20 protein-coding genes and 1 pseudogene are annotated in these 24,502 nt (G+C 56.3%); 10 read left to right on the forward strand and 11 right to left on the reverse strand.

The annotated features are described in order from the left end of the window. Window positions 1-54: 54 nt before the first annotated feature. Together DW112_RS03300 and DW112_RS03305 are read left to right on the forward strand one after the other, a co-directional pair. Window positions 55-2,859 carry a transporter substrate-binding domain-containing protein gene (locus tag DW112_RS03300; protein ID WP_117805925.1) on the forward strand — a complete coding sequence of 935 codons (2,805 nt, stop codon included), beginning with the start codon at window positions 55-57 and terminating at the stop codon, window positions 2,857-2,859. A gap of 42 nt (window positions 2,860-2,901) precedes the next feature. After that, the gene (locus tag DW112_RS03305; RefSeq protein WP_118328322.1) at window positions 2,902-3,381 is read left to right on the forward strand and encodes a pyridoxamine 5'-phosphate oxidase family protein; all 480 of its coding nucleotides are present in this window, start codon (window positions 2,902-2,904) and stop codon (window positions 3,379-3,381) included. A 96-nt stretch (window positions 3,382-3,477) separates the two neighbouring features. On the opposite strand, the gene DW112_RS03310 is transcribed toward DW112_RS03305, so the two are convergent. Beyond that, window positions 3,478-4,689: a MalY/PatB family protein gene (locus DW112_RS03310; RefSeq protein WP_118065670.1), complete on the reverse strand. Its 1,212-nt coding sequence runs from the start codon at window positions 4,687-4,689 to the stop codon at window positions 3,478-3,480. 112 nt (window positions 4,690-4,801) lie between these two features. Then, window positions 4,802-5,539, reverse strand: a complete 738-nt coding sequence (locus DW112_RS03315) for a tRNA (N6-threonylcarbamoyladenosine(37)-N6)-methyltransferase TrmO (RefSeq protein ID WP_233545850.1) — start codon at window positions 5,537-5,539, stop codon at window positions 4,802-4,804. A 142-nt stretch (window positions 5,540-5,681) separates the two neighbouring features. Between DW112_RS03315 and DW112_RS09935 the strand changes: the two genes are divergently transcribed. Next, the gene (locus tag DW112_RS09935; protein ID WP_158563822.1) at window positions 5,682-6,509 is read left to right on the forward strand and encodes a TipAS antibiotic-recognition domain-containing protein; all 828 of its coding nucleotides are present in this window, start codon (window positions 5,682-5,684) and stop codon (window positions 6,507-6,509) included. 51 nt (window positions 6,510-6,560) lie between these two features. After that, the gene (locus tag DW112_RS03325; RefSeq protein ID WP_118065674.1) at window positions 6,561-6,806 is read left to right on the forward strand and encodes a glutaredoxin; all 246 of its coding nucleotides are present in this window, start codon (window positions 6,561-6,563) and stop codon (window positions 6,804-6,806) included. 171 nt (window positions 6,807-6,977) lie between these two features. Here DW112_RS03325 and DW112_RS03330 read toward each other — a convergent pair whose 3' ends face one another. Next, entirely contained in the window at window positions 6,978-7,934 is a 957-nt protein-coding gene (locus DW112_RS03330) for a tRNA-dihydrouridine synthase (protein ID WP_118065728.1), read from the reverse strand. Between the two features lie 538 nt (window positions 7,935-8,472). On the opposite strand from DW112_RS03330, the gene DW112_RS03340 reads away from it, so the two are divergent. Both DW112_RS03340 and DW112_RS03345 read left to right on the forward strand, forming a co-directional pair. Beyond that, window positions 8,473-9,000, forward strand: coding sequence for a DUF3592 domain-containing protein (locus tag DW112_RS03340; protein ID WP_118328323.1), 528 nt, complete (start codon window positions 8,473-8,475; stop codon window positions 8,998-9,000). Window positions 9,001-9,063: 63 nt separating this feature from the next. Continuing rightward, complete coding sequence (locus DW112_RS03345) at window positions 9,064-10,197, forward strand: hypothetical protein (protein ID WP_117583288.1); 1,134 nt, start codon at window positions 9,064-9,066, stop codon at window positions 10,195-10,197. Window positions 10,198-10,234: 37 nt separating this feature from the next. Here the strand turns inward: DW112_RS03345 and DW112_RS03350 are convergent, their stop codons facing one another. The 5 genes from DW112_RS03350 to DW112_RS10170 all read right to left on the reverse strand — a co-directional run bounded on the left by DW112_RS03350 (window position 10,235) and on the right by DW112_RS10170 (window position 17,706). Next, on the reverse strand, window positions 10,235-13,489 hold the full coding sequence (locus DW112_RS03350) for an ABC transporter ATP-binding protein/permease (protein WP_118328324.1): 3,255 nt from the start codon (window positions 13,487-13,489) through the stop codon (window positions 10,235-10,237). Window positions 13,490-13,710: 221 nt separating this feature from the next. Beyond that, complete coding sequence (locus DW112_RS03355; protein ID WP_117636918.1) at window positions 13,711-15,402, reverse strand: FAD-dependent oxidoreductase; 1,692 nt, start codon at window positions 15,400-15,402, stop codon at window positions 13,711-13,713. A gap of 225 nt (window positions 15,403-15,627) precedes the next feature. Further along, window positions 15,628-16,590, reverse strand: a complete 963-nt coding sequence (locus DW112_RS03360; protein WP_117635847.1) for a redoxin domain-containing protein — start codon at window positions 16,588-16,590, stop codon at window positions 15,628-15,630. Window positions 16,591-16,625: 35 nt separating this feature from the next. Continuing rightward, the gene (locus tag DW112_RS03365; protein WP_233503109.1) at window positions 16,626-17,537 is read right to left on the reverse strand and encodes a 4Fe-4S binding protein; all 912 of its coding nucleotides are present in this window, start codon (window positions 17,535-17,537) and stop codon (window positions 16,626-16,628) included. Then, on the reverse strand, window positions 17,530-17,706 hold the full coding sequence (locus DW112_RS10170; protein WP_055252401.1) for a CD1871A family CXXC motif-containing protein: 177 nt from the start codon (window positions 17,704-17,706) through the stop codon (window positions 17,530-17,532). The genes DW112_RS03365 and DW112_RS10170 overlap by 8 nt, the downstream gene beginning before the upstream one ends. Window positions 17,707-17,765: 59 nt before the next feature. Here DW112_RS10170 and DW112_RS03375 point away from each other — a divergent pair, with 59 nt between their 5' ends. Both DW112_RS03375 and DW112_RS03380 read left to right on the forward strand, forming a co-directional pair. Then, window positions 17,766-18,440: a response regulator transcription factor gene (locus DW112_RS03375; RefSeq protein WP_118328325.1), complete on the forward strand. Its 675-nt coding sequence runs from the start codon at window positions 17,766-17,768 to the stop codon at window positions 18,438-18,440. Beyond that, window positions 18,437-19,585, forward strand: a complete 1,149-nt coding sequence (locus DW112_RS03380) for a HAMP domain-containing sensor histidine kinase (RefSeq protein ID WP_055252403.1) — start codon at window positions 18,437-18,439, stop codon at window positions 19,583-19,585. The genes DW112_RS03375 and DW112_RS03380 overlap by 4 nt, the downstream gene beginning before the upstream one ends. A gap of 346 nt (window positions 19,586-19,931) precedes the next feature. Here the strand turns inward: DW112_RS03380 and DW112_RS03385 are convergent, their stop codons facing one another. Both DW112_RS03385 and DW112_RS03390 read right to left on the reverse strand, forming a co-directional pair. Next, a complete protein-coding gene (locus tag DW112_RS03385) occupies window positions 19,932-20,429 on the reverse strand; it encodes a nucleotidyltransferase domain-containing protein (RefSeq protein WP_118328326.1) in 498 nt (165 codons plus the stop codon). An 84-nt stretch (window positions 20,430-20,513) separates the two neighbouring features. Continuing rightward, window positions 20,514-21,428: an ATP-binding cassette domain-containing protein gene (locus DW112_RS03390; protein ID WP_233545851.1), complete on the reverse strand. Its 915-nt coding sequence runs from the start codon at window positions 21,426-21,428 to the stop codon at window positions 20,514-20,516. A 49-nt stretch (window positions 21,429-21,477) separates the two neighbouring features. Between DW112_RS03390 and DW112_RS03395 the strand changes: the two are divergent. Beyond that, window positions 21,478-21,849: pseudogene (locus DW112_RS03395) on the forward strand (transcriptional regulator); the annotation flags it as partial. Window positions 21,850-22,141: 292 nt separating this feature from the next. Here DW112_RS03395 and guaA read toward each other — a convergent pair. Then, window positions 22,142-23,122 (reverse strand): glutamine-hydrolyzing GMP synthase, encoded by a 981-nt coding sequence (gene guaA, locus DW112_RS03400; RefSeq protein WP_118328327.1) that lies wholly within the window; start codon window positions 23,120-23,122, stop codon window positions 22,142-22,144. 297 nt (window positions 23,123-23,419) lie between these two features. On the opposite strand from guaA, the gene DW112_RS09985 reads away from it, so the two are divergent. Beyond that, window positions 23,420-24,424, forward strand: coding sequence for a helix-turn-helix transcriptional regulator (locus DW112_RS09985; protein WP_055252404.1), 1,005 nt, complete (start codon window positions 23,420-23,422; stop codon window positions 24,422-24,424). Window positions 24,425-24,502 lie beyond the last annotated feature (78 nt).

Below are 24,502 nucleotides of genomic sequence, written 5' to 3' on the forward strand. Positions count from 1 at the left end.
GCAGGTTGAGCTGGTATCCTTATGTGATACTGTCTCGACTCGATAGGATTACATGTGAAACCTTCCGCCATCCTTCGTTTGGCTCTATATCGCACCCTAGCCGTCGCGGTTGCCGTACTCACCGTACTGAGCGCCGTCATGCCTGCCCCCGCCTTTGCCGCCGACTCCGACCACCAGGTCAAGACGGTCCGCGTTGGCTGGCTCGTCAACAACAAAGGCTTCCAGGAAGGCACGCCGGGCGAGCGCCTCTCGGGATGGGGCTACGAGTACCTCCAGACCCTCTCGTATTACACAAAGGGCTGGCAATACGAATACGTTAGCGGCACCTTCTCCGAGCTTATGGACATGCTCGAGGCAGGCGAAATCGACCTCATGCCCAACATCTCGTATTCGGCAGAACGCGAGCAGAAGCTGCTCTTTTCCTCAAATCCCGAGGGCACCGAGCGCTACTATATCTACGCCAGGCCCGACCGCGACGATCTAGCCAAGGGTGACCCTCAGGCGCTCCAAGGCCTCACCATCGGCTGCAACTCTGGCGTTATGCAAACTATCGTCGGCCAGCAGTGGCTCGCCAACGAAGACGTTACCTGCACCTATAAAGAAATCGACACCGGCAGCGCCCTCTTTGAGGCGCTTGCAGACGGCGAGGTCGACGCCGTCATCATGAACGACACCATTTCGTCGCCCGATGCGTCACCCATGTTCTACGTAGGCTCGAGCGACTACTATTTTGCCGTTCCCAAAAGCCGCCCTGACCTGATGAACGACATCAACGCCGCCATGACGACCATCGCCCGCGATAACCCGCGCTATAACGAGGAAGTCAAAACGAGTTACTCGACCCAAAACAGTGGCTCGTCATCGCTCACCGGCACCGAGACCACCTGGCTCAAAGAAAACGGCAATACCATCACGCTCGGCTATCTTAAAAACCAACTTCCCTACTGTACGCAAAATGACGACGGCGAGATGGAAGGGTCGCTCGCCTCGCTTGCAACGACGTTGCACGACAAGTTTGACATTACGGTCAAAACAATCGCACTCTCGAACAACAAGCAAATGATCAAAGCCCTTTCCAACGGAACCATCGATGTCGCCCTGCCGTTGTTTCGCGACTACTGGCTCGCCGAGCAGACAGGGGTCATCCAGTCAAACTCGATGGGAACGGTTTCGCTGACCGCCATTCACAATGGCAAAAACCTGAACAGCGACCTTAAGAACATCGCTTGTACAAAGAGCACAATCGTTAACCGTTTTGAGCTCGAAAGTCTCTTTCCGAACGCAACGGTAACCGAGTATTCGAATGACGGCGAGGTGCTCAAAGCCCTCGATGAGGGGAAGGCACGTTGCATCATTGTCCCCAGCACGCGCCTGGAAACTCTCCGCGACATCTACGACATCGAGGATTTCGAAACACAGGAACTCACCAACACGGCACAACTATCGTGTTTAATTTCGCGCGGCAAGCCCGAGCTGCTGGGAATCATCAATAAGGGCATCGTCAATGCAGGTGAATCGCTCTCTGCAAACAGCTATTTCCCCACATCGTACTCGGCGCAAGAATCGGATGCGTTCCGACTTCTCTACCGCAACCGCATCGTCATTGCGGCAGTCGTCATCTGCATTTTGCTCACCGGCATCGTCATCCTTGTCTGGTCGCTTTACCGCGCACAGGAGGAACGGCAGAAAGCCGATGCCGCCAACGCCGCCAAAACCGCTTTCCTCACGCGCATGAGCCACGACATCCGCACGCCGCTCAACGGCATCCTGGGCCTTATCGAAATTGAGGAATTGAGAGAAGGCGACATGCAGGTCGCCCGCGAAAGCCGCGCCAAGGCGCGCGTTGCCGCCAATCACCTGCTGTCACTGATTAACGACATCCTCGAGATGGGCAGGATCGAGGAGCGCAAAGTGACGCTCGAGCACGAATCATTCAACCTTAAAGAGCTGTGCGACAATGCGCTCGTACTGTGCAAGCTCCGCGCATCGGACCGCGGCATAACCATGCTCGACACCAGCGAGCCCTACGCTGTCGACCAATATATGATCGGCAGCCCCACCCATATTCGGCAGATCCTTGTCAACCTGCTCGACAACAGCATCAAGTACAACAAGCACGGAGGCACCGTCACGTTCTCATCGACCATCAAGCCGGTCGACGACGAGCACGCCGTGTTTTGCTTTAGCGTCTCGGACACCGGCATCGGCATGTCGCCCGAGTTTCTAAAGCACATCTACGAACCGTTTGCCCAAGAGGGCAACGATGCCCGCAGTAAATTTCAGGGAACTGGCATGGGCATGCCGATCGTCAAATCGCTCATAGACATGATGGGCGGCACGATTGAGATTTCGAGCGAGGTCGGCATGGGAAGTACGTTCAACGTCCAGATTCCGCTCGATATCGACAAGAACCCTCAGGCAAGAGAAGGTGCGGACGAGCAGGCGATCAGCTGCTCGCTTGCCGGCATGAACGTTCTTTTGGCCGAAGACAACGAGCTCAATGCCGAAATTGCCCAGGCCCTGCTCGAAAGCGAAGGCATCGTCGTAACTCGCGCCGCCGACGGCAAAGAAGCGGTCGAACTATACACTAGTCGTCCCGCCGGCAGCTTCGATGCGATCCTGATGGACATCATGATGCCGGGTATGGATGGCTACGAGGCAACTCGCGCGATTCGTCTGAGCGAGAAGGCCGATGCAGCCGACATCCCCATCATCGCGCTCACCGCCAATGCCTTTGCCGAGGACGCCAAGGCGGCACACGATGCCGGCATGAACGCCCATCTGCCCAAACCGCTCGACTTTAACAAGCTCAAAAACATCCTCGCCCGCATCAAGAAAAACGGAACTGTTTCGCTATAGTTTGTGCCCACCCACCATGCACAGTTAGAAAGGAAGCCAACGATGTTTAGGCCCTTACGCCGAAAGAAACGCGCCATCACTGACGAGGAAGCGCGCGAGTTGCTCGCTATCTGCACGCGCGGCGTCTTTGCCGTCAACGGCGACGATGGCTACCCGTATGCCATTCCCGTCAACTACTTCTTTGACGCCGAGCACGACAAGATTTATTTCCATGGCGCCAAGGCTGGCCACAAGGTCGATTCACTCAGGCGTGATGACAAAGTCTGCTTTACCGTTTACGGCAACGAGTGGTACAAGGACGATGACTGGGCTCCCTACGTTATGAGTACCGTGGTCTTTGGCCGTTGCCGTCTGGTAGATGAGGCCCCCGCGTTTATCGAGGACAAAGTCCGCCAGCTCGCGCTTAAGTATTACCCTTCCGCCGAAGAAGTCGAGGAGGAAATCGCCAAAGACATCAAGGGCGTCCAACTCTATGAGATTTCGATTGAGCACCTTTGCGGCAAGCAGATTCACGAAAAGTAGCGAATGCGAAAAACGCGCTCGCTACCCTCTGCGCCCCATGTGCCCACGCATTTTGACGGCGTGGGCACATGGGGCAGCACTCGAATCGAGCGCCCCCTATACCCCAAAAACGTAGCGGTCCAGGCGCTCACACGCCTCCTTTACCCGCGAAAGCGGCAGTGCCAGATTCACGCGGATGTGACAAGGCCCGTGGAACGGACGGCCATCCTGATACCCCACGCCCACGCGCGCCCCCTCGTCAAGCAGCCACTGAATATCGCGGCCATGCTCGCGACACCACTCGGTGCAGTCCAGAAACACCATGTACGTGCCCTGCGGACGCGAATAGGACACGCCCTCAAAATGCTCGTCAACGTAATTGCAAAAGTAGTCAACGTTGGCATCGATGACCTCATTGAGCTCATCGAGCCACTCGTAGCCTTGCGGCTGGTAGGCACCGATAAGCGCATGCATGGAGAGGACGTTCATCTCGTTGTAGTGAGTCTTGTTGGACACGGCGCACACGCGGTCGCGCAGCGTCTCGTTATAGATGATGTGGTAGCTGCCGACCAGGCCCGCCAGGTTAAACGTCTTGCTGGGCGCATAGAGGGCAACCGTGCGCATGCGGGCATCCTCGCTCACCGACTGCGTCGGGATATGCTTGTGACCCGGCAGGATGATATCGGACCAAATCTCATCCGAGATCACCACGCAATCGTGCTGGCGATAGATATCCATGGCGCGCTCGATCTCGTCGCGCTCCCATACGCGGCCGCAGGGATTGTGCGGCGAGCAGAACACGGCGGCATGGATGTGGTTTTGGGCGAGCTTGCGCTCCATGTCCTCAAAATCCATGCGCCACACGCCCTGATCGTCGAGCTTAAGCGGGCTGTGGACAATGCGATAGCCCGCGGCCTCGATGGACTTGGTAAAGCCGATGTAGGTGGGACTGTGGACCAGCACCGCATCGCCCGGCTGGACATATGCGCGCAACGTCGACACGACACCGCCCAGTACGCCGTTTTCGTAGCCGATATGCTCAGGGAGCAGGCCTTCGACGCCATTACGGCGGGTCTGCCATTCGATGATGCGGTCGAAGTACTCGTCGCGCGGATTGAAATAGCCAAACATGGGATGCTGGGCGCGCTGAATGATGTACTCCTGGACCGTGGGCACCGTGGCAAAGTTCATGTCCGCTACCCACATGGGGATGCGGTCGAAGCCCTCGTCGGGTGCGTTCGGAGCCATGCCGGGAATTTCTCCCCAGGAGTCAACGGCGATGGCGTCCATGCCGTGGCGGTCGATAAGCGAGGTAAAGTCGTATTTCATGCTGAGCTCCCGTGCAAAGCGGATTGTTTCGGTAGGCGTTATTGTCCACCAGCGTGGGCGGTTTTGACATGGGGTTTGGCGCTTAATTTGACGGGTGCGGACGAATGGCTGGTTAGTCTTGCGCGTCGTTGATGGCGGTTACCGTCAGCCTTGTTCCGTCGACCGTAAACGATATGTCGAGCCCGGCGTAGGCCAAGTGGTAAACGCGGTTGGGCTCGTGCTTGCTACCCGCACGGCGCGGATCTTGGCGAAGGACCTCGACCAAGCCGGGGAGCTTTGCAGGCGGGACCATATCTTTCAGCGCTTGTGGGAACTCAACATCGAGCTCTTGCCACGGCGCGTCCTCAATCCAGCCGCCCGTCGCATCCGGGTGACAGTCGGCAAATGGAATGTAGGGCTTGATGTCGTAGATGGGCGTGCCGTCGCGCAGGTCGGCCCCCAGTATATGGATGATCGGGCCATCATCGGTGAGCTCAACACGGCTGAGCTTGACGCAGGTGAGCCCGATGGGATTAGGGCGAAACGGACTGCGTGTGGCAAACACGCCCACACGCTCGGCTCCACCCAGACGCGGCGGGCGCACGGTTTTCGACCATTTTGCGTTGGTGCCGGACCTGTCCTGCGTTTTGGCATCGGCGGCTATGTCCTTAGCCGTGCCACCGGGCGTTCCGTTTTCGAAGCACCATAGCAGCCATAGGTGAGAGAAGGAGTCCAGACCCTCAACTGCAGCGTTGGAGGCAAATTCCGGCTCAAAGACGATGCGCCCCTGCAGATGGGGCGCCAAAAAGCTGTTGCGTGGGATGCCGAACTTCTGCGGCAGGTCGGTATGTATGTGTGCAATAGGTTCCATGCCGGTCATTGTACGGCATGAAGGTGTGAGGCGTCGTGCGCAATTCTTTGTCGCGGTCCCCCGTCGTGCAACCAACGGTTGCTTGGAAGGGCGTCTGCCGCCGCGTATGCTTAATGCCATCAACCAGCAGAAAGGAGCCGCTATGGCCTTCGCAGAAAAGCTCATTGCTGTCCGTCGCGCCCATCACCTAACTCAGGAGCAGCTCGCCGCCAAGCTCTTCGTCACACGCCAAGCCGTCAGCCGTTGGGAGCGCGGCGAGGTCACACCGGGCATCGACATGATGAAGCTCATTGCCGCCGTGACCGGCGAGCCACTGTCTCATCTGCTCGAAATGCCCGAGTACTATTGTCAGAGCTGCGGCATGATACTCACGCCCGACGACTGCGGTACCGATGCTCACGGCGCAACGACCGACCATTACTGCAAGTGGTGCTACGACCACGGCAAGTACACCTACGAGACCACGATGGAGGCAATGATCGAGGACTGCGCCCCGCGTCTGGCGCAAAACACCGGCATGTCGCTCGACGAGGCAGTCTCGCTCATGGGTGCCGTGCTGCCGCAACTGGAGCGCTGGCGTACCGTGCAGGAAAACGAGGAGCGCTACGGCGCCGAGGCACGGGCGCGCTATGGCGATGAGGCTATCGATGCAGCAAACGAAACGTTACTGGACATGGATCCCCAGACATGGAACGACATGAAGGAACTCGAGCGTGCCATTCTGGGTCAGCTCTCGATTGCCATGGGCGACGGCGATCCAAAGAGCAGAAAGGCCCAAAAACTTGTTGCGATGCATCGTCGTTGGATTGGCCTCAACTGGGGAAGCGAACCCCAAGACGAGGCATACCTGGGGCTCGCCCACGGTTACCTCGCCGACCAGCGCTTTGTTGACTACTACGACAAGCCCTGCGGCACCGGAGCCACGGCGTTTCTGGTCCAGGCAATCGAGTCATCGCTGACTCGCGCATAGACCGCGGCGGCATTGGGTATCTCAATCGAAACCTCAACCGATTGGAGACCTATGGCTACTGATCACAAGCTCGAGCTGTACGTTATGACCGGCTGCCCGTATTGCATAAAGGTCAAGCGCTTTTTGGCCGATAACGGCGTGACCATCCCCGAGCGCAATATCTCGACCGACCCCGATGCCGAGCAGACGCTCATCGCCGTCGGCGGCAAGCGCCAGGTTCCCTGCCTGTTCATTGACGGCGCGCCGCTCTACGAGTCGGGCGACATCATCGCGTGGGTGCAGGAGAATTTGCTCTAGCGTTCTATTGCGGTCGGCCGGCCCCAACGCACAAACCCATACGAACCAAACATGTACGTCAGCATCCAAAGTCGACATTTTTCGACATCTTTGGATGCTGGCGTACAGCTTTTCAATCTAGTCATTGGGGACGTTCTTGAATGACTAGTCGTTAAAGAACGTCCCCAACGACTAGTAGCCACAAAAGCGGGCAACAGGCGCGAGCGGCTGCTCGCGAAAGACGCGCTCGACGGCGGCGCGGTATTCGTCGACCTTTTTGGTCTTGCGCACGAGCTTGTGCACGGTAGCGGGATCGGCGAAGGCACATTTGGCGTAGAACCACCATTCCTTCATGCGAAAGACCGCGTTGCCCCCAATCTCGTCCGCATAGGCCGCAAACAGCGTGTCGTGGAAGCGCTGCAACTCGGCAGCCGTGGCGGCAGGGCCGCCCTTAACCATGCGAGCCAGCGCGGGGTTCGCGAGCAAGCCGCGCCCCAACATTACGTGGCGTGTTCCGGGATAGGCCCCCACCAGCGCATCCATGTCCTCAAGATCAAAGATGTCGCCGTTATAGGCCACGGGAAACGGCGCCCGCTCCAACGTCTCGCCGTAAAACTCTTTACGCGGCGAGCCCGTATAACGGTCCTTTTGCACGCGCGGATGCACGATCAGCTCTGCCAGCGGCATGCGGCAATAGAGGTCGAGCACGCGTTCGTACTCGTCATCGCTTTCCAACCCCAGCCTGGTCTTGACCGACACCGGCAAGGGTGAGCGTTCGCACACGTCGCTCAAGAACACCTCGAGCTCATCCAGGTTGCGCAGAAAGCCCGAACCCTTGCCTTTGGCAACAACCGTACCCGAGGGGCAGCCAAGGTTGAGATTGACCTCGCGGTACCCCATCTCGGCGAGCACCTGCGCCGCCCACACAAACTCGTCCGCATTCTTGGACATCAGCTGAGGTACTACGTTAAGCCCCTGGTTATTGGCAGGATCGACCTCTTTAAACGCCTTGCCACCAAAGCGGTTGCCCACCCGCGGCGGCGGCAAAAACGGCGTGTAATAACAATCGAGCGCGCCAAAGCACTCCGCATGCACGCGACGGAACACATGCCCGGTAATCCCCTCCATAGGGGCCAGCGATAAATTCATCAACATCCACTCTCAAATCAATGTGACAAAGGGACAGTCCCTTTGTCACATCCCATTCAAGCGGTTCAGGAACTCTTCGCAGGCGCGAGAACGCAGGCGATATTTTTTCCACACCAGATACGATGCAATGGTGAAGGGGCAAAAGGGCAGTCCCTTTGCCCCAAGTGCCGGCTACCGGACGCAAGCTAGTTGCCGTTCGCGAACGCCGCCCATATTTCGAGGTCTAATACTTTTCCCGAGAAGTGAACGGCTCTATTTGGACCCCCGAAGCATTGACATTTTTAGGCGTCAAAACCGCAGGATTTGACTGGCAAAACCGCAGGAAATTGCACGCCAAAAGTGTCGATGCTTCGGGAGTCCGTTTTCACTCGTTCACTTCTCGGGAAAAGTATTAGACCTCGATTCCGCAGTCCCCGATGTGACAAAGGAACAGTCCATTTGTCACATTCAGAATTGACCCCCCCCCGCAATAGCTCATCGATGGCGGGATTCTCTATACTGGGTCACATATGACGGTATCGCGCCAAAGGAGAACGCCGTGACCACGTCGCAGATATCCCTGCTCGCGCTCATCTTGGTTGGGGGCATCGGCATCCTGCTTATCGGAGTGAGCGCGCTCATGAAAGCCGCCGCTCGCAAGAAAGCCAAGGCCTGTACCGCCGTGACCATGGGAACGGTCATCGACCATCGCTTTATGGGCGAAGGCAGGATGTATCCCGTTTTGGAATACGCCGTCGACGGCACGCAATACCGCGCGAAAAAACAATTCCGTGGCATAATGACCAAAAGCTTGTCGGGACTCCCCATCCGCACGCAAGCCACCGCCTACGAAGACGCCAAGGGCTGGCTGCACGTGCAGACAGGCCCCATCGCCCGCCTAGGCACCCTCGCGGAGCAGCTTTGGCCCCTCGGTAGCCAAATGACCGTGTACTACAACCCCAGCAACCCAGACAAAAGCTATGTCGAACGCCCCATCGTGGGCAACTTTGCCACACTGATGTTTAACATCGCAGGCTTCTTGCTCATCGCGATGAGCATCTTGCTCTATGTTCTTATCCAGCGCTAGCTCAAACTGATGCGCCCCGCGCCCCATGCGCCGCAACGACCGTTACGACACCAAGGATCAGCCATGGCAACACTTTCCGAACAAGAACGTAAGCGCATCCAGCGATACTGCATCTGTCCCAAGGTTGCCGGCGCGGCGCTTGCCATGGCATTCGTGCTGCCCTTATTGATTATTCCTTTCGAAATGATCGACGACATCGTCTTCCATCACGAAGGCTTCCAAGAGACGGGCATGATGACCGCCTTGGTGCTCACCGCCATCGAGCTCGTCATATTCTGCTACTGTGCCCTCGCGCCGCGTTTTGGCATGCGCGGCAAGCAGTGGAAGGAAATGCAGAACCGGCTCGCCATCGAGCAGAGCGAGAAAGACCGCTCGGCACAAATCGCAGGCGTTGTTGGCACGCAGGCCGCCGCACGCCTGCTCAAGAACAGCGACAACGAGACCGCACGCAACCTGGGCGGCGCGGCAGAAGTCGCCGCTGCCGTAGGCGCCGTCGCCACCGCGGCAGACGTGCTTGCCGAAAGCTTCGCCAACGCAAGGGCCATGGCAGAGGCCTGTGGCGTGCCTGTCCCCCGTGCAAAGAAGTGGGTCGTCGCGCTTGTGGCGCTGCCCCTCGCGATCGTGTGCGGCGCCTATATCCCGCAGCTGGCGCAGGGAAACATCGAGATGCAGGAGAACGCCGCGGCCGCGGCCGAGCAGATCGCCATCGCACGCAAGGCATTAGAGCCCTCATGCGAGTACGTGTCCGCCGATGACCCCTACGAGCGATATCAAGATTACGGCTATCACGTCCGCAGCTATCTGCACGACGGCGACTCCGATGCCCAGAAGACCTATACGTACCTGGATTTTGACAACAAGGGAACGCTCACGGAAGTGAGCTACGCGGCAGAGATCGACCCCGACGCGAGCCTTGAGGACAACCTCGCCCGCATCGAGCTCGACTTGGACGAACTTTCCTCTGTCGTCCAAACCGTAGACGTCAAGACCGTGAGTCCCGAGCTCCTAGCACCGCAAAAGCTCCCCGAAGAGTTTAGGCAGGCTTTTTTGAACGGTTCGCTCTACGAGAGAATCTCCATCAGGACGAGTGACAACCCCATCAAAACGTACTATTCGTTTGACACGGATCCCGAGGATGAATTTGACGAGTACACCCATCCAAGCATCCGTATCACATTGATGGGCAAAACGAGCTAGCCACCCAATGTGACAAAGGGACTGTCCCTTTGTCACATTATTCGGAGCGTAGGGCTTCCACAGGGTCTTTCTTGGATGCGCTGCGAGCCGGCAGCAGGCCGGCAACGACCGTCAGCAGCACCGAAATTACAATGAGCATCAGCGCGTCTTGAACGGGCAGGCTCATCAGGTTGGGCACCTGCTTGGCCGCAAGCGCCCAGGCATTAACCGGAAAGCTCACGGCCACCACGACGACAATGGCAAAGACGCCGGCAATGAGGCCTTCGATAAAGGTCTCGGCATTAAATACGTTGGCCACGTTGCGCTTTGACGCGCCGATCGCGCGCAGGATGCCAATCTCCTTTTTGCGCTCCAGCACGCTGATGTAGGTGATGATGCCGATCATGATGGAGCTCACCACCAAACTGATACTCACGAATGCGATGAGCACCAAGCTGATAGTATTCACGATGTCGGTCACCGAGCCCATGATGATGCCCATGTAGTCGGTATACGAGATTGCCTGCTCATCGTGGCCAGCAGCTTTGACCTGCTTGTTGTACGCATCGATGTAATCGAGCACGCGCTCCTTGGCCTCAAAGTCGCGCGGGAAAATCTTGACCGAAATGGGGTCCGCCTCGTCCGCATAGCCCAACGTGGTCAGATTGTTGTCGTAGGTGAGCTTCGACGCCTTGGCATAGCTCATCATGAGCGAGCTCAGATCCTCGGCGTCCATGTTGAAGTGGATGGCACGAGCAAAGGCGCCCGCATCCACGCGCATGGCGCTCGCCAGGTTGGCAAAACTCGAAGACATCTGCGTCGCCATTTGGTCCATGAACCCTGCCGCACCCGCCTTGAGCTGGGTTGATACCGTCGTCGCAATCTGCTCGCTGACCGCCTTCATCACCTGATCCATAGACTGCTGCAAATACGGAGCCAGCTGCTTTTGCACATAGTCGCCCATCACCTGCTGCAGACGCTCGGCCAAGGCATCGCCGCCCAACGCCTTGAGCTGAGCCAGGCATTGCTGGGCTGCGGCATCATTCTCAAGATACGCCGAGAATGCGGCAGCAAGCTTTGACGCGTCCTTAAGATCTTCGGGCGACAGCGCCTTAAACTGATCAGACTGCAGAAAGCCCTCAAACAGCTGGTTGGCAAGCGTTCCTACCTGCTGCATCTGCTCGGGCGTGAGTTCCAGACCGTCAAAGATGCCCGAGAAATCTGGGGCCGGCGCTTTGGCCATGATGTCGCTGAAGTCGATGTCCTTCCCAACGCCCGAAAGGTCAAGGTCCAGCCCGGACAAGTCGATACCAGAAAGGTCTATACCGCCGGCCGCACCCGAGAGCGCCGACGTATCGAACGAGAACGCACTCTTGAGCGCCGCTTCGTCCACACCGAACATGCTGCCCAAATCCACGCCCTGTTTGGCCTCGCCTTGCAGTTCATCGAAAGACTTGCCCGTAAAGACATCCGTCTCGGGGTGGGCAAGCTGCTCCTGCACGATTTGCGAATCGGCAGCACGCTCCATAAGCTGGCGAGTCAGCGCATGCGTATAGGCAATGCCCGGGGACAATGCGCTCGCGTTTGCCGCCTCGTTGGGTCGCACCACGCCCACAATGCGCACGTCAATACCGTCGGCAACCTTGGCTTTCATAAAGTCGGCGTCGCCAGACATGTCAGTCCACATGCCGGTCTCTTCGTTTTTGCGATAGGCATCGGCCGGCGACAACACCTTAAACGTCGTGGACAGTGCATCGTCGTAGGTAAAGTCGCTGCCGGTCTTGGGCGTCTTGACCTTGCCGTCGGCCGTCATGGCACTGTTAACCAGGTCGTTGAGCTCATCGATATCCAGCGCGCCGATGCTGTAGAGCGTGTAGTCGCCCACCGTTCCGCGGCTCGAAAGCACCATCACGGCCTCGTTGGCGGACGTAGGCCAATGGCCGGCAACGACATCGTACTGGCTGTCGAGCAGGCTCTGGTCGTCAATCATCTCGTTAAAGACCGACGTTCCCATGGAATCCATGCTCACCGTTGCCGCCGAGCTCGCGCCTCCGCTCATGGCCTCGGTCATAGCGTTGGGAACAAGGCGAACGGGCTTCTCGTCGCCCTTACTCGAACGATAGACAACCGGCGTCACGCCGTAACCATACTGAATAGCGTTGACCTCTTTGTCGATACCGTTGCCGCCGTCGTCAAGCCATGCCTTAAAGCTCGTCATATCGTTAGATTTAACACTTGCGAACATGTCCTTTACGGCCGTGACCACAGGGATCTTATCGGTCCCCTGAGCCTTGCCGCCGGTAGCGCCATCGGACGAGTCCTCGCCCTTGGACGCCTCCTCATCCGTGCCCCCATGCCCGCCCATCATGGACGACAGGTCGTAATCTTGTTTGGAAATCGTAAGCGGGTAGCTCGAGAGTGTGTCCTCCTCGACCTTTTTGGTGTAGCCGTTTACGCCATTGGAGAGCGCCAGAATCGCCGCGATGCCAATAATGCCGATCGAACCAGCAAAGGCCGTCATAGCCGTACGGCCCTTCTTGGTCAAAAGGTTTCGCGCCGAAAGCCCCAGCGCTGTCACAAAGCTCATCGAGGTTTTGCGCGTGGGCTTGGCCTCGCGACGCGCGGGCTCGGCAGCATCAAAGGGATCTGAATCGTCGGTGACCTTGCCGTCCGCCAGGTTGACAATGCGCGTGGCGTACTTGTACGCCAGCTCGGGATTGTGCGTGACCATGATGACCAGACGGTCGCGCGCAACGTCCTTGAGCAAATCCATGACCTGGACGGACGTCGTTGAATCCAAGGCGCCGGTCGGCTCGTCAGCCAGCACAATCTCGGGGTCATTGATCAGGGCGCGGGCAATGGCCACGCGCTGCATCTGCCCGCCCGAAAGCTGGCTCGGGCGCTTGTCAACGTGCTCGCCCAGACCGACTGCCTCGAGCGCCTTGCGTGCACGTTGGCGGCGCTCGGCATGCCCCACGCCCGTGAGCGTAAGCGCCAACTCCACGTTTTCCAAAATGCTCTGATGCGGAATGAGGTTATAGCTCTGGAACACAAAGCCGATGCGATTATTGCGATAGGCATCCCAATCGCGGTCGTTGAAGTCCTTGGTCGAGATGCCGTCGATCAGCAGATCGCCCGAATCAAAATGATCGAGTCCACCGATGACGTTGAGCATCGTAGTCTTACCCGAACCCGAGGGACCCAGAATGGCTACGAACTCGTTATCGCGAAAAGACAGGCTTACGCTGTCGAGCGCTACCTGCGTAAACGACTGCGTAACGTACCTTTTGCAAATAACCCTGAGATCCAGCATGGACGGCAACCTCTCTCGCGCGGGCGCGCTCGCCCGCTCCCCCGCCGTTCACGTTCGGCGCGTTTGTCCTACTCTATCCTCATTTTTGGCCGATACCAGTGAGGAATGTAACGAACCGCGCCAAAAAACGAACGGGACAGCACGCCGCATGGCGCACCATCCCGCATATAACATCCCCGATGCGACAAAGAGGCTGTCACTTTGTCACATTCCAATGCGCGCTACTTTTCGAGCCCGCACGGCATAACGTTAGCGCTGCCGCGGCGAGCCTCAGTCACGGCTGCAAAGAAGCGATAGCCGCCCGAGAAGTTAAAGCACTCAAAGCCATGCTGCGCCAAAATGCGGCAAGCAATGTAGCTGCGAATGCCGCTCTGGCAAATCACGTAAACCGGCTTGGCCCGGTCGAGCTCGCCCAGGCGATTGCGCAGATCATCGACGGGAATGTTTACGAAACCATCGATATGCCCGCGCTCATACTCCCCTTCCGTACGAACATCGAGCAGCTGCACGCTGCCATCGCGTGGCAAGTTGGGCTCATCCTCCCAATGCCACTGCGCCAGTATGCCGCGATTGAGGTTCTCGATCATAAAGCCCGCCATATTGACGGGATCCTTCGCCGATGAATACGGCGGCGCGTATGCTAGGTCCAAATCCTTAAGCCTATCGCCGCGCATGCCTGCCTGGATGGCAGTCGCCAGAACGTCGATACGCTTGTCCACACCATCGATGCCCACGATTTGCGCACCCAGCAGGCGCAATCCCTGCTTCTCGAAGACAACCTTCATGGTCATGGGCGTTGCACCCGGATAATAACCCGCATGCGAACCGGGCGACAGGACCACGCTGTCGCAGTCAATTCCCGCCGCGTGTGCTGCCTTTTCGGATAGTCCCGTGCTTGCCGCCGTCAAGTCGAATACCTTGATAACCGATGAGCCCAACGATCCGAGGTAGCAGCTGTCCATGCCGGCTATGACATCGGCGACGACACGCCCCTGCTTGTTGGCGGGGCCGGCGAGCGAAATGACCGCGTCCTCGCCGGTCACCTGATGCGTGACCTGCACGGCATCGCCCACGGCATACACGTCGGCAGCAGAGGTCTCCATGCGGTCGTTGACCACAATAGCCCCCTTGATGCCCAGTTCGAGCCCCGCCTCTTGCGCCAGATGGCTCTCAGGTGCCACGCCAATGGCAAGCAGTACCATATCGGCTCCGATAGGGCCATCGCCCGCAACATGGGTGACAACGCGGCCATCAACTTCCTCAAAACCTGTCACATCGGCCTTGAGGCGCAGATCGATACCGTGCTCACGCACCTCGGTATGCAAAAGGGTCGCCATGTCGTAATCCAGGTTGTTCATAAGCTGGACGGGACGCTGCAGAAGGGTCACCTGGAGCCCCAGCTCGCACAGATTCTCCGCCGTCTCGACGCCAATGAAGCCGCCGCCGATCACGACGGCACTGCTCGGTCGCCGCTCTCGAACATAGCTGTGAATACGCAGCGTGTCCTCAACGGTGCGTAGGCTAAAGATTTTATCCGAGTCGATGCCCGGCAACGCAGGGCGAATCGGCTTTGCACCCGGCGACAGGATGAGCTTGTCATACGTCTCGACAAATTCCTCGCCCGTCAGCATATTGCGAACCTCGACCGTATGCGAATCGGGATGGATGGCAAACACCTCGTGACTCGTCTTGACCGCAATGCGAAAGCGATCCCAAAAGCCCTTGGGAGACTGCAGCGTCAATGCGCTCTCTTCTTCTATCACGCCGCCAATGTAGTACGGAAGCCCACAATTGGCATACGATACAAAACCCGTGCGCTCAAAGATGACAATTTGGGCCTGCTCGTCGAGTCTGCGCAAACGTGCCGCCGCCGATGCGCCGCCCGCGACGCCTCCAACGATAACCACCTTCATAGCTAACGCACCACCTTTCCCGTGTAGCCGCTTATGCCGCCGATATTCTTGACACTGCCATACCCAGAACGCTTAAGAAAACTCACAGCTTGGTTGCTTCGCGCACCGCTCAGGCAATGCACGAAAAGCTGCGTGCCCTTTCGACGTATACCCATGATGCTACCCCGAAGCAGAAAAAGAGTCGCTGTTTCCAGCGACTCCCCTTCAGTTGTCTGTCCCACAGACTTACTGTTCGCTCTTCGCGAGTGCCTGATCGATCAGTTTGTTGAGCGCCTCGCGCTGCTCAGCGGAGTTGATGCCGCCCATGATCGGCTCTCCCACAATGTTACCGTTCTGGTCGATCACGTAGGTGGTCGGGAACGAGTACAGGTTGGAGGTGAACTTTCCGGCCTCGCTGTCCGACTTAAACCAGATGTTCTTATACGTCACGCCCTTCTTGGAAAGCACGTCCTTGGCATCAGCCACCTCGTCTTTATTGCCATCGAGCGTAAAGGAATTAACGCCCACGACCTGGCCGCCCTTCTCGGCAAGCTCCTTGTTGAGCTTCTCCAGATCGCCCAGCTCTCCCACGCACGGCTTGCAGGTGGTAAACCAGAAGTTCATGACGGTGACCTTGTTCTTGGAGAACAGCTCGTCGCTGTTTACATCGTTGCCGTCCAAGTCCTTGCCCTTAAAGCTGGGGAACTTCGTCTCCCCGCTCTCGCCGTTGGTCATGCCTGCGGTCGAGGCATCGACGCTCTCCCCCTCGCCGGGCGTGCTGCCGCATCCGGGGAACTCCTTCTCCAGCGCCATGAGCTTGTCCTCGATCTCCTTGACCTGCTGCGCGCCGGCCTTAAGCGTCTTAAGCTCGTCAGCCGCAAACTGATCCTTGGCGCCCTCGATGGTATCGAGCAAGAAGTCACCGTAGTTCTTGCCGTCCTCAATCATGGGAGTGTCTTTGTTGGCCGCAAGGAACACCTTTTCCCATAGGGCGTTATCGCTCGCAAAGATCTCGTTTTCCTTTTGCAGCAGCTGCTGGTACAGCTTGGCCGCCTCCTCGGCGCTCGACGGCTTTTGTGCCACAAGCTCGGCAATCTGCGCATCGCCGCTCGTGGCATCCTTCGCGTCGCCCTTGGGGGCAGAGCACGCCGCGAGAGTCAGCGCCAGCACGGGCAGCATCAACAGAGCCGCAATTTTTGACAGTTTCATGGTTCCTCCGTTTATATCGAAACTTATATAGGTACCTATTTGTTTTCGCAGGCTTGCGTGGACTGCGCGGGTTTGTCGCCAGTCACACCCAGCCCGTAGCGAAAGCTAATAGCATCGACGGGGCACGCGCCCACGCATTTGCCGCAACGAATGCACTCGGCATGGTCGGGCGTACGCGTAACGTCCACGTCCATCTGGCACACCTTGGCGCACTTGCCGCACGAGACGCATTTACAATGATCGACCTGAATCCCCAGCAACGACACCTTGTTCATGAGTGCATAAAATGCGCCGAGGGGGCAAATCCATTTACAGAAGGGGCGGTAGAACAGCACGCTCAGCACCGCAACCGCAATGAGGATCGCGAGCTTCCAGGAAAAGAGCTTTCCCAGCGCGGAGCGGATTCCCGTATTCATGATGGACAGCGGAATCGCGCCCTCGAGCACACCCTGCGGGCAAATGTACTTGCAAAAGAACGGGTCGCCCATACCCACATCGTTAACCACCAAGACGGGCAGCAGCACCACGGCAAACAGTAGCACGGCATACTTGATGTACGTGAGCGGCTTGAGCTTTTTCGTGGAGAGCTTTTTGCTGGGAATCTTATGCAGAAGCTCTTGCAGCCATCCAAACGGACACAAAAAGCCGCATACAAAACGTCCCAGTAGCACGCCGATCAGAATGAGCGTTCCGGTGACGTAATACGAAAAGCTGAACTTAGACGATCCCACCACCGACTGAAACGACCCGATGGGGCACGCACCCGAGGCCGCTGGACACGAGTAGCAGTTAAGCCCCGGCACGCAGACGGCTTTGCCGGCTCCCTGGTAGATACCGCCCTTGGCAAAGTTAGGCAGGTGAATATTGGTCGCAAGCGTCGCCGCCGCCTGAATCAATCCGCGGAATCTCGCCAAAAGATGCGATGCAGTGTTTTTTCTTTTATCCAATTCCGATACACTCCAAGCACAGCCTGATTGCCTTGGCCAGCACGGCATCTGCCTCGCCGCGCATAATTCCAAAGCCAACCATGGCTACCCCAACGATCAGCAAAGCCACCTGCGCCACAGGCTTAATCGCTTTGAACAATCTGACCACTCCTTTCGTTTCGCGACCCATTGGACCATACCGACTATAAAATCCGTGTTAAGCGTGAATGACTATGCAAGGAGAACGTTATGCGCATCTTGGTCGTCGAGGACGAGCGGGCGCTGTGCGATGCGATCGCACGCAGCCTGCGCAACTTGGCCTATAGCGTCGACTGCTGCTACGACGGGCAGCAGGCCCTCGATCTACTCGATGTCGAGACCTTTGATCTTGTCGTGCTCGACCTCAATCTCCCCCATGTCGACGGCATGACCGTGCTCAGGCAACTCAGGACAACTGATTGTGAGACCAAGGTGCTTGTGCTCTCGGCACGTGGCGAGGTCTCCGACAAGGTAGCGGGGCTCGATGCGGGCGCCAACGACTACCTCACCAAGCCGTTCCATCTTGACGAGCTGGCGGCACGTATACGCAGCCTCACGCTCAGGCGCTTTACGCAAAGCGACGTTGTTCTAACCTGTGGATCGCTGAGCTTTGACACCAAGGCGCGCCTCGCCACAGTGGGCGACGAGATCCTGTCCCTCACGCGCAAGGAGACCGGCATCTTGGAATACCTGATGCTTAACCAGGGGCGGCCGGTGAGCCAGGAGGAGCTCATCGACCACGTATGGGACAGCAGCGTCAACAGCTTTAGCAACGCGACCCGCGTGCACATCTCGTCGCTGCGCAAAAAGCTGCGCGGCGCGTTGGGGCACGACCCCATCCGCAACCGAATCGGCGAAGGCTACGTTATGGAGGATGGCAAATGAAGCGGTTGTCGCTGCAGTGGCGCATCACGTTGATGACGGCACTGCTGATATGTTCGACCTGCGTACTTATGAATTGCCTGGTTGGCTACTCCGGCATGCGCTACATGGACTCGATTGGTGCAGAAGCGTCGGCGCACAGCAAGGTGGAGGCGGCCTCGCCCAGCTCATTTGACCCGACAAACAAAGAGCTCGACGACGCGCTGACCATCGTCGTGAACGACGCCCAAGAATCGTTTGGCGCGACGAGCTGGTATATAACTGCGGCGGTGACGCTGCTCGGCGGCGTGCTGGCCTACTTTGTAAGCGGACATGCGCTGCGGCCGTTGCGCTTCTTTGCGACGCAAGTCGAGAGCGTGCGGCCCGACAACCTCGCCGACACAAAAATCAGCGAGGACGTGCCCTCTGAACTCAGGCGCTGCAGCGCGTCGTTTAACGACATGATTGCCCGCCTTGACGAGGGATTTTCCGCACAAAGACAGTTTACGGGCAATGCGGCGCACGAGCTGCGCACGCCACTTGCGCTCATGCAGGCCCAGGTCGAGCTGTTTTGCGCCGAGCACCCCGACGTCGACGCCGATACAGCGAGCCTGCTCGGGCTGCTGCAGGAGCAGACCGAGCGAATGACGCACATGACAAAGACCCTGCTCGAGATGAGCGAGCTGCGCAGTGTCCCTTGCAACGATGTGATTGACCTAGCGCCGATGATCGAAGAAGTGCTCACGGACCTGGCACCCCTTGCCGAGCAAAAAGACATCACGCTTACAAGTGAGGGCGACGCGCAAACGATCGGCAGCGACACGCTGATCTATCGGTTGCTGTTCAACTTGACCGAAAACGCCATACGCTATAGCGCGCCCAACTCGACCGTGCAAATCAACGCCTGCGCCGAAGGCGACCGCGTGCTGCTACGCGTGCGCGACCAGGGGCCGGGCATTCCCGAGCAATACCAGACGAGCATCTTTCAGCCCTTCTATCGCGTCGACAAATCGCGCAGCAGGGCATACGGCGGCGTGGGGCTGGGGCTTGCGCTGGTCTGGGAGATCGCCGCACTTCACGGCGGCTCCATCGAGGTCGAAAAGAGCTCGGAGCGCGGAACGACCATGCTCGTGACTCTTCCCACTCGCGCACTCGGCTCATTAAAATAACGAACGGGATGGCACGCCGCGTGGCGTACCATCCCGCACATAATATCGAGGATGTGACAAAGGGACTGTCCCTTTGTCACATCTGCTAGTTCTCGTCGCCTACCAGCTGAGTTAGCTTACTCCCACTCTACAAAGACTAACGCTTTTTGTTTAGGAATTATTCTCTGTAATGTTTCTCGTTCTTTTGATTATTTGATATATCCATATTATCCTGCCTATACGAGCTAATGTTATCATTTTGTTATCGGCATTGATAACACCTACTCGATAACTGTGGATAATAACTATATGTAGCATGTCAAATTATAAGCTATTTTGCTTAGAGATTCAACACAAAACTGAAATTTTACTTTTCCTTATATTCAACTGGTATTGCTATTTGAAATGTTTCACACAACAGCATCACATCATGCACATCATTTTTATCGTGTTCATATCCCAAATGAAGCATTACCTGACTCAATGGTTCAATACAAGAAACAGTTATATCTCCAACTTTTCCAATACCGGAAAAAGTTTTTGATGGAAATATATCTCCCTCATAAACAATTCCGTCATCTGTAAATTCAAAACAATGTAAATCAATGATTCTTTGTTTATCATCTTTCCAGACAGTATGACCATCCGTTGTATAATCAGTATTTACTTCCTCAAATCCATGCTGCTTAATCACATAAATATAATCATGATAATGTTTCAGTTCAACAAACAAATCAATATCATTGTGTATTCTTGATTCTCTTTTAAGAAGTGCATCAACACCCCATCCGCCATCTAAATATACTTTAATTTCGTTTTGCAAAGCATATTTTATAATTTCACATGCATCTTCTGTACGTACCATAATCTATCCTCCAAATTCAAATCTTTGTATGCTTTCCAACTCACTAAAAGCCTGAAATTTGTCAGTCTTTCATCCTTTTTGTTATCAATCACCAATTAGCTGTAATCCATTAGGATTTAGCTGATATATTTTATCGCACACCTCTTCAATATACTTTCTATCGTGAGAAATGCTAATGACAGCCCCCGGAAATTCTCGGAGCATTTTTCTTATTACCGGACCGGACAATGGTGAAAAATTTCTTGTCGGTTCATCCAGAATAAGAACATTTGCACCACTTAAGCTCATCCTCAAGAGAAGCACTTTCGCCTTTTGTCCGCCTGATAACTCCCGAATCGGATGCTCCATTTCATCTGGTGTGTATTTAAGTGAACCAAGGTATGTTCTAATTCTTGTACGCTCTTCTTTATCTCCTGTTTTATCAAGGTAATCAACCGGTGTAACATCCAAATCCAGCAGGTCTTCATAAGTTTGAGGCATATATTCTGCTTTAATGTCATTCCGATTTAGGAGTTCTTCCGCTATCTTTTTTAGAAGAGTCGTTTTTCCTGCCCCGTTGGCTCCTATCATACAGATTTTTTCTGAACCTTTTATTTTTAAATGAATTCCTTCTGCTAAAATTCTTTTGCCATCCGGAGTCACAAGCTTTGAAAGTTCATATTCTATGACCGTTTTTCCTGCGGGAATGTGTGAGTTTTCATCCCCTAATTTGACAAAGATTGCTTCTTCCTGTTCCGGCATCTGAGTCATATTTTCATCTTCTTTTTCAAATCTTCGTTCCATTGCCTTAACCGTATGCATTTTGTCCTTTAAGTTTTTGGCAACAGACGGTGCTTGTCTGGTACAACTTCTTAATGCACCTTGTACACTCTGCATAACTCTTTGATATTTTTCATCGCGAATCTTTTTCTCCCTACGGTCACTCAGTGCCCGCTGTTTTTGGATTTCAAATTTATGAAGCCGTTCTTCCACATAGCGTCTATAGGGAAGCTTTGCCACGGTATATCTCGCCTTTGTTTTTCGTATAATCTGCTCGATATGTATCACCATGGCACAGGTGCTTGATGTTTCTCCACAGGCTCTTGATGTTCCTGACATAGACAGCTATATCGGTCTTATGCACACTCTGTTTACCCTTGAAGATATTTACGGTCTTACTGTCAGTGAAGCAGACGGAGAGGTATGCTTAAAGGTCAACAAGGACAAAGGCAGAGAAGCATATGAACTCCTCAAAATGCTGTATGCTTGGAAAGAACAGGCAGACAAGCTATCTTCCGAAGAAATCAACAGAGAAGAATACGATAACTGGCGTTACCATTATCCAGAGTTCGACACCACACAGCGTTGGGCAAAAGTTCCATCACAGGAATTAAGTGACGCTCTCGTGGAAGCATTCAAAGACCACTTGAAAGATAAATAAGCACCTACAGGACCTGCCACTGGCAGCTCCCTACAGATGCTTTGGCAACGACAAAAAAGCCCTTAACTATGGTTATTAACCACAGCTAAGGGCTTAGTTTATAATATGGAATTTGTTCAGAGCCAAGCTCCGAACTTTAGTCTGCAAGCCACCTGTTAATTGTTCCGTTACCCATAAACCACTGGATAACAAGAATAATGGCACTTGCTATGACTGTTATCAATTTGTTATCAAAAGACTAATCGAAATCGCTGAAACCCGCATAAACACTGGCTTTTTTAAGCAACTCGATTTATTCAAACTCGACCGTGCCGACGGGCTTCGGCGTGAGGTCGTAGCACACTCGGCAGATGCCGGGAACCTCGGCGGTGACGCGAGCGGTAATACGCTTGAGCAGCGCCCAGTCGAGCTCGGGCACCTCGGCGGTCATGACGTCAACGGTGTTGATGCAGCGGATGATGCAGGGCCAGTCGTAGGCGCGCTTACCCTCGCGCACGCCGGTGGCGCGGAAGTCGGGCACGACGGCAAAATACTGCCAGATGGTCAGACCTGCCTTGTCGATCTCCTCGCGCACGATGGCGTCGGCTTCGCGCAGCGCCTCAAGACGGTCGCGGGTGATGGCGCCAAGGCAGCGGACGCCCAGGCCAGGACCGGGGAACGGCTGACGCTCAACCATGTTCTCGGGCAGGCCGAGCTCGCGGCCCACGACGCGCACCTCGTCCTTGTACAGCAGCTTGACGGGCTCGCAGAGCTCAAACTGCAGGTCATCGGGCAGGCCGCCCACGTTGTGGTGAGCCTTCACGCCATCCTGGGACTCCAGGATGTCGGGATAGATGGTGCCCTGGGCGAGGAAGCTAACCTCGTCGCCAACCTTGCGGGCCTCCTCCTCGAACACGCGAATGAACTCGGCGCCGATAATCTTACGCTTGGCCTCGGGCTCCTCGACGTCCACGAGCTTATCCAGGAAGCGATCAGTCGCGTCAACATAGACCAGGTTGGCGTCCATCTGGTTCTTGAAGACGTCGACGACCTGCTCGCTCTCGCCCTTGCGCATCAGGCCGTGGTTCACGTGCACGCAGATGAGTTGCTTGCCGATGGCCTTGATGAGCAAGGCCGCGACAACCGAGCTGTCAACGCCGCCCGAAAGGGCCAGCAGGACCTTCTTGTCGCCGATCTGCTCGCGGATTGCAGCGACCTGCTCTTCGATGAACGCCTGGGCAAGTTCGGGAGTGGTGATACGCACCATGTCGTCGGGACGCTTGTTGGGATCCATGCAGAGCTCCTTTTCGGTTCGATGGGAATGCGTTACACGTATGCAAACGCACCGTCACATGACCTCATTATATGCAGAACGAGATGCGTTTCCCATCGCTGCGACAGAGCTTTTTACAGGGGTGGTATTTTTTCCTAATGTCGAGGTCAGCTAGGCTTCGGTAGCCACCTTGGGAGCATCGCCAATAGACTCTTCCTTTATACGTTCGGCACAATCGTAGGCGATACCCACAAATTCAAGTCCCGAGCAACAGGAGTACAATTGCTGCTATTGTTGCCAGCTGTTGGGAGATGGAAGATGGACTGCGATGGCTACCCATGCGTTCCCATGCCGTTGATGTGCACTGCCTTTGTGCCGGGGCAGATGGACGCTGCGGTTGCAGGCATTTCCGACCCCGATTCGCGCGCCATTGCCACGGCAGAAGCGCTGTACTTTCGCGGACAGGCCACCCTTGCTGCCAAGACGGCGCGCCCCTATCTTGACGCCACCGATCCCGCACTGCGCTATTCCGCATGCTTTATCTGCGGATACGCCAGTCTGTCGCTCAACCGTATCGCCGACGCCCGCCGGTGCCTTGCGGGCATCCTCGATACGCCAACTGACGAGGAATCGCCCGCCGTCCACGCCACGCATATCCTGTTCGCCTCGGCCGCGAGCGTCCTGCTGCACTTGCCTTCCCCGTATTCTGCCGAAGAGTTTTATCCGCTTGCGGCGCATCTGCCCGAAGGCCTGCGCTTGTTCGCCAGCTACGTGATGGCGCATGCCCTGTACCTGCGCGGCGAATATGGCCGCAGTCTGGGCATGGCGGAAAACGCCCTAATTATGAAACAGGGAAGCTATCCCATCTCGGAACTGTTCCTGCACCTGGCAGCTTCCATGGCATACATGAGTCTCAAAGACGTCGACGCCGCAAAAGCGCATTTTGGCGCCGCTTGGGACATTGCGCGCCCCGACGGCCTCATCGAGCTCATCGGCGAGCACCACGGCCTTTTACAGGGGCTCATCGAGGCGTGCCTAAAAACGCAATACCCTGACGATTTCGCGCGCATCATCGAGATCACGTACCGCTTCAGCTACGGCTGGCGGCGCATCCACAACCCCGATTCGGGCGAGGACGTGGCCGACGATCTAACGACCACGGAATTCACCATGGCCATGCTCGCCTGTCGTGGGTGGACCAACGCCGAAATCGCACGCCATATGGGAGTATCGCCGGGCACCGTCAAAAACCGCCTATCCGGCGTATACGCAAAGCTTGGCATCGGCACACGCGCCGAGCTGGTCGCGCATATGTTGCGTTAGCGACCGGGCTGCCAAGCGCATCGAACGCGTTCCGGAACCCGGCGCTTCGCTCGATCAATTTGGACATTTTGGCCATCG

This window comes from Collinsella sp. AM09-41 (assembly GCF_003473245.1).
In the GTDB taxonomy this organism is placed as follows: domain Bacteria; phylum Actinomycetota; class Coriobacteriia; order Coriobacteriales; family Coriobacteriaceae; genus Collinsella.

Excerpts from the sequence above, each read along its gene's own strand:
- DW112_RS03305 (WP_118328322.1), top strand. The coding sequence starts at position 2,902 with ATGTTTAGGCCCTTACGCCGAAAGAAACGCGCCATCACTGACGAGGAA.
- DW112_RS03310 (WP_118065670.1), bottom strand. The coding sequence starts at position 4,689 with ATGAAATACGACTTTACCTCGCTTATCGACCGCCACGGCATGGACGCC.
- DW112_RS03315 (WP_233545850.1), bottom strand. The coding sequence starts at position 5,539 with ATGGAACCTATTGCACACATACATACCGACCTGCCGCAGAAGTTCGGC.
- DW112_RS09935 (WP_158563822.1), top strand. The coding sequence starts at position 5,682 with ATGGCCTTCGCAGAAAAGCTCATTGCTGTCCGTCGCGCCCATCACCTA.
- DW112_RS03325 (WP_118065674.1), top strand. The coding sequence starts at position 6,561 with ATGGCTACTGATCACAAGCTCGAGCTGTACGTTATGACCGGCTGCCCG.
- DW112_RS03330 (WP_118065728.1), bottom strand. The coding sequence starts at position 7,934 with ATGAATTTATCGCTGGCCCCTATGGAGGGGATTACCGGGCATGTGTTC.
- DW112_RS03345 (WP_117583288.1), top strand. The coding sequence starts at position 9,064 with ATGGCAACACTTTCCGAACAAGAACGTAAGCGCATCCAGCGATACTGC.
- DW112_RS03350 (WP_118328324.1), bottom strand. The coding sequence starts at position 13,489 with ATGCTGGATCTCAGGGTTATTTGCAAAAGGTACGTTACGCAGTCGTTT.
- DW112_RS03355 (WP_117636918.1), bottom strand. The coding sequence starts at position 15,402 with ATGAAGGTGGTTATCGTTGGAGGCGTCGCGGGCGGCGCATCGGCGGCG.
- DW112_RS03360 (WP_117635847.1), bottom strand. The coding sequence starts at position 16,590 with ATGAAACTGTCAAAAATTGCGGCTCTGTTGATGCTGCCCGTGCTGGCG.
- DW112_RS10170 (WP_055252401.1), bottom strand. The coding sequence starts at position 17,706 with ATGGGTCGCGAAACGAAAGGAGTGGTCAGATTGTTCAAAGCGATTAAG.
- DW112_RS03375 (WP_118328325.1), top strand. The coding sequence starts at position 17,766 with ATGCGCATCTTGGTCGTCGAGGACGAGCGGGCGCTGTGCGATGCGATC.
- DW112_RS03380 (WP_055252403.1), top strand. The coding sequence starts at position 18,437 with ATGAAGCGGTTGTCGCTGCAGTGGCGCATCACGTTGATGACGGCACTG.
- DW112_RS03385 (WP_118328326.1), bottom strand. The coding sequence starts at position 20,429 with ATGGTACGTACAGAAGATGCATGTGAAATTATAAAATATGCTTTGCAA.
- guaA (WP_118328327.1), bottom strand. The coding sequence starts at position 23,122 with ATGGATCCCAACAAGCGTCCCGACGACATGGTGCGTATCACCACTCCC.
- DW112_RS09985 (WP_055252404.1), top strand. The coding sequence starts at position 23,420 with ATGGACTGCGATGGCTACCCATGCGTTCCCATGCCGTTGATGTGCACT.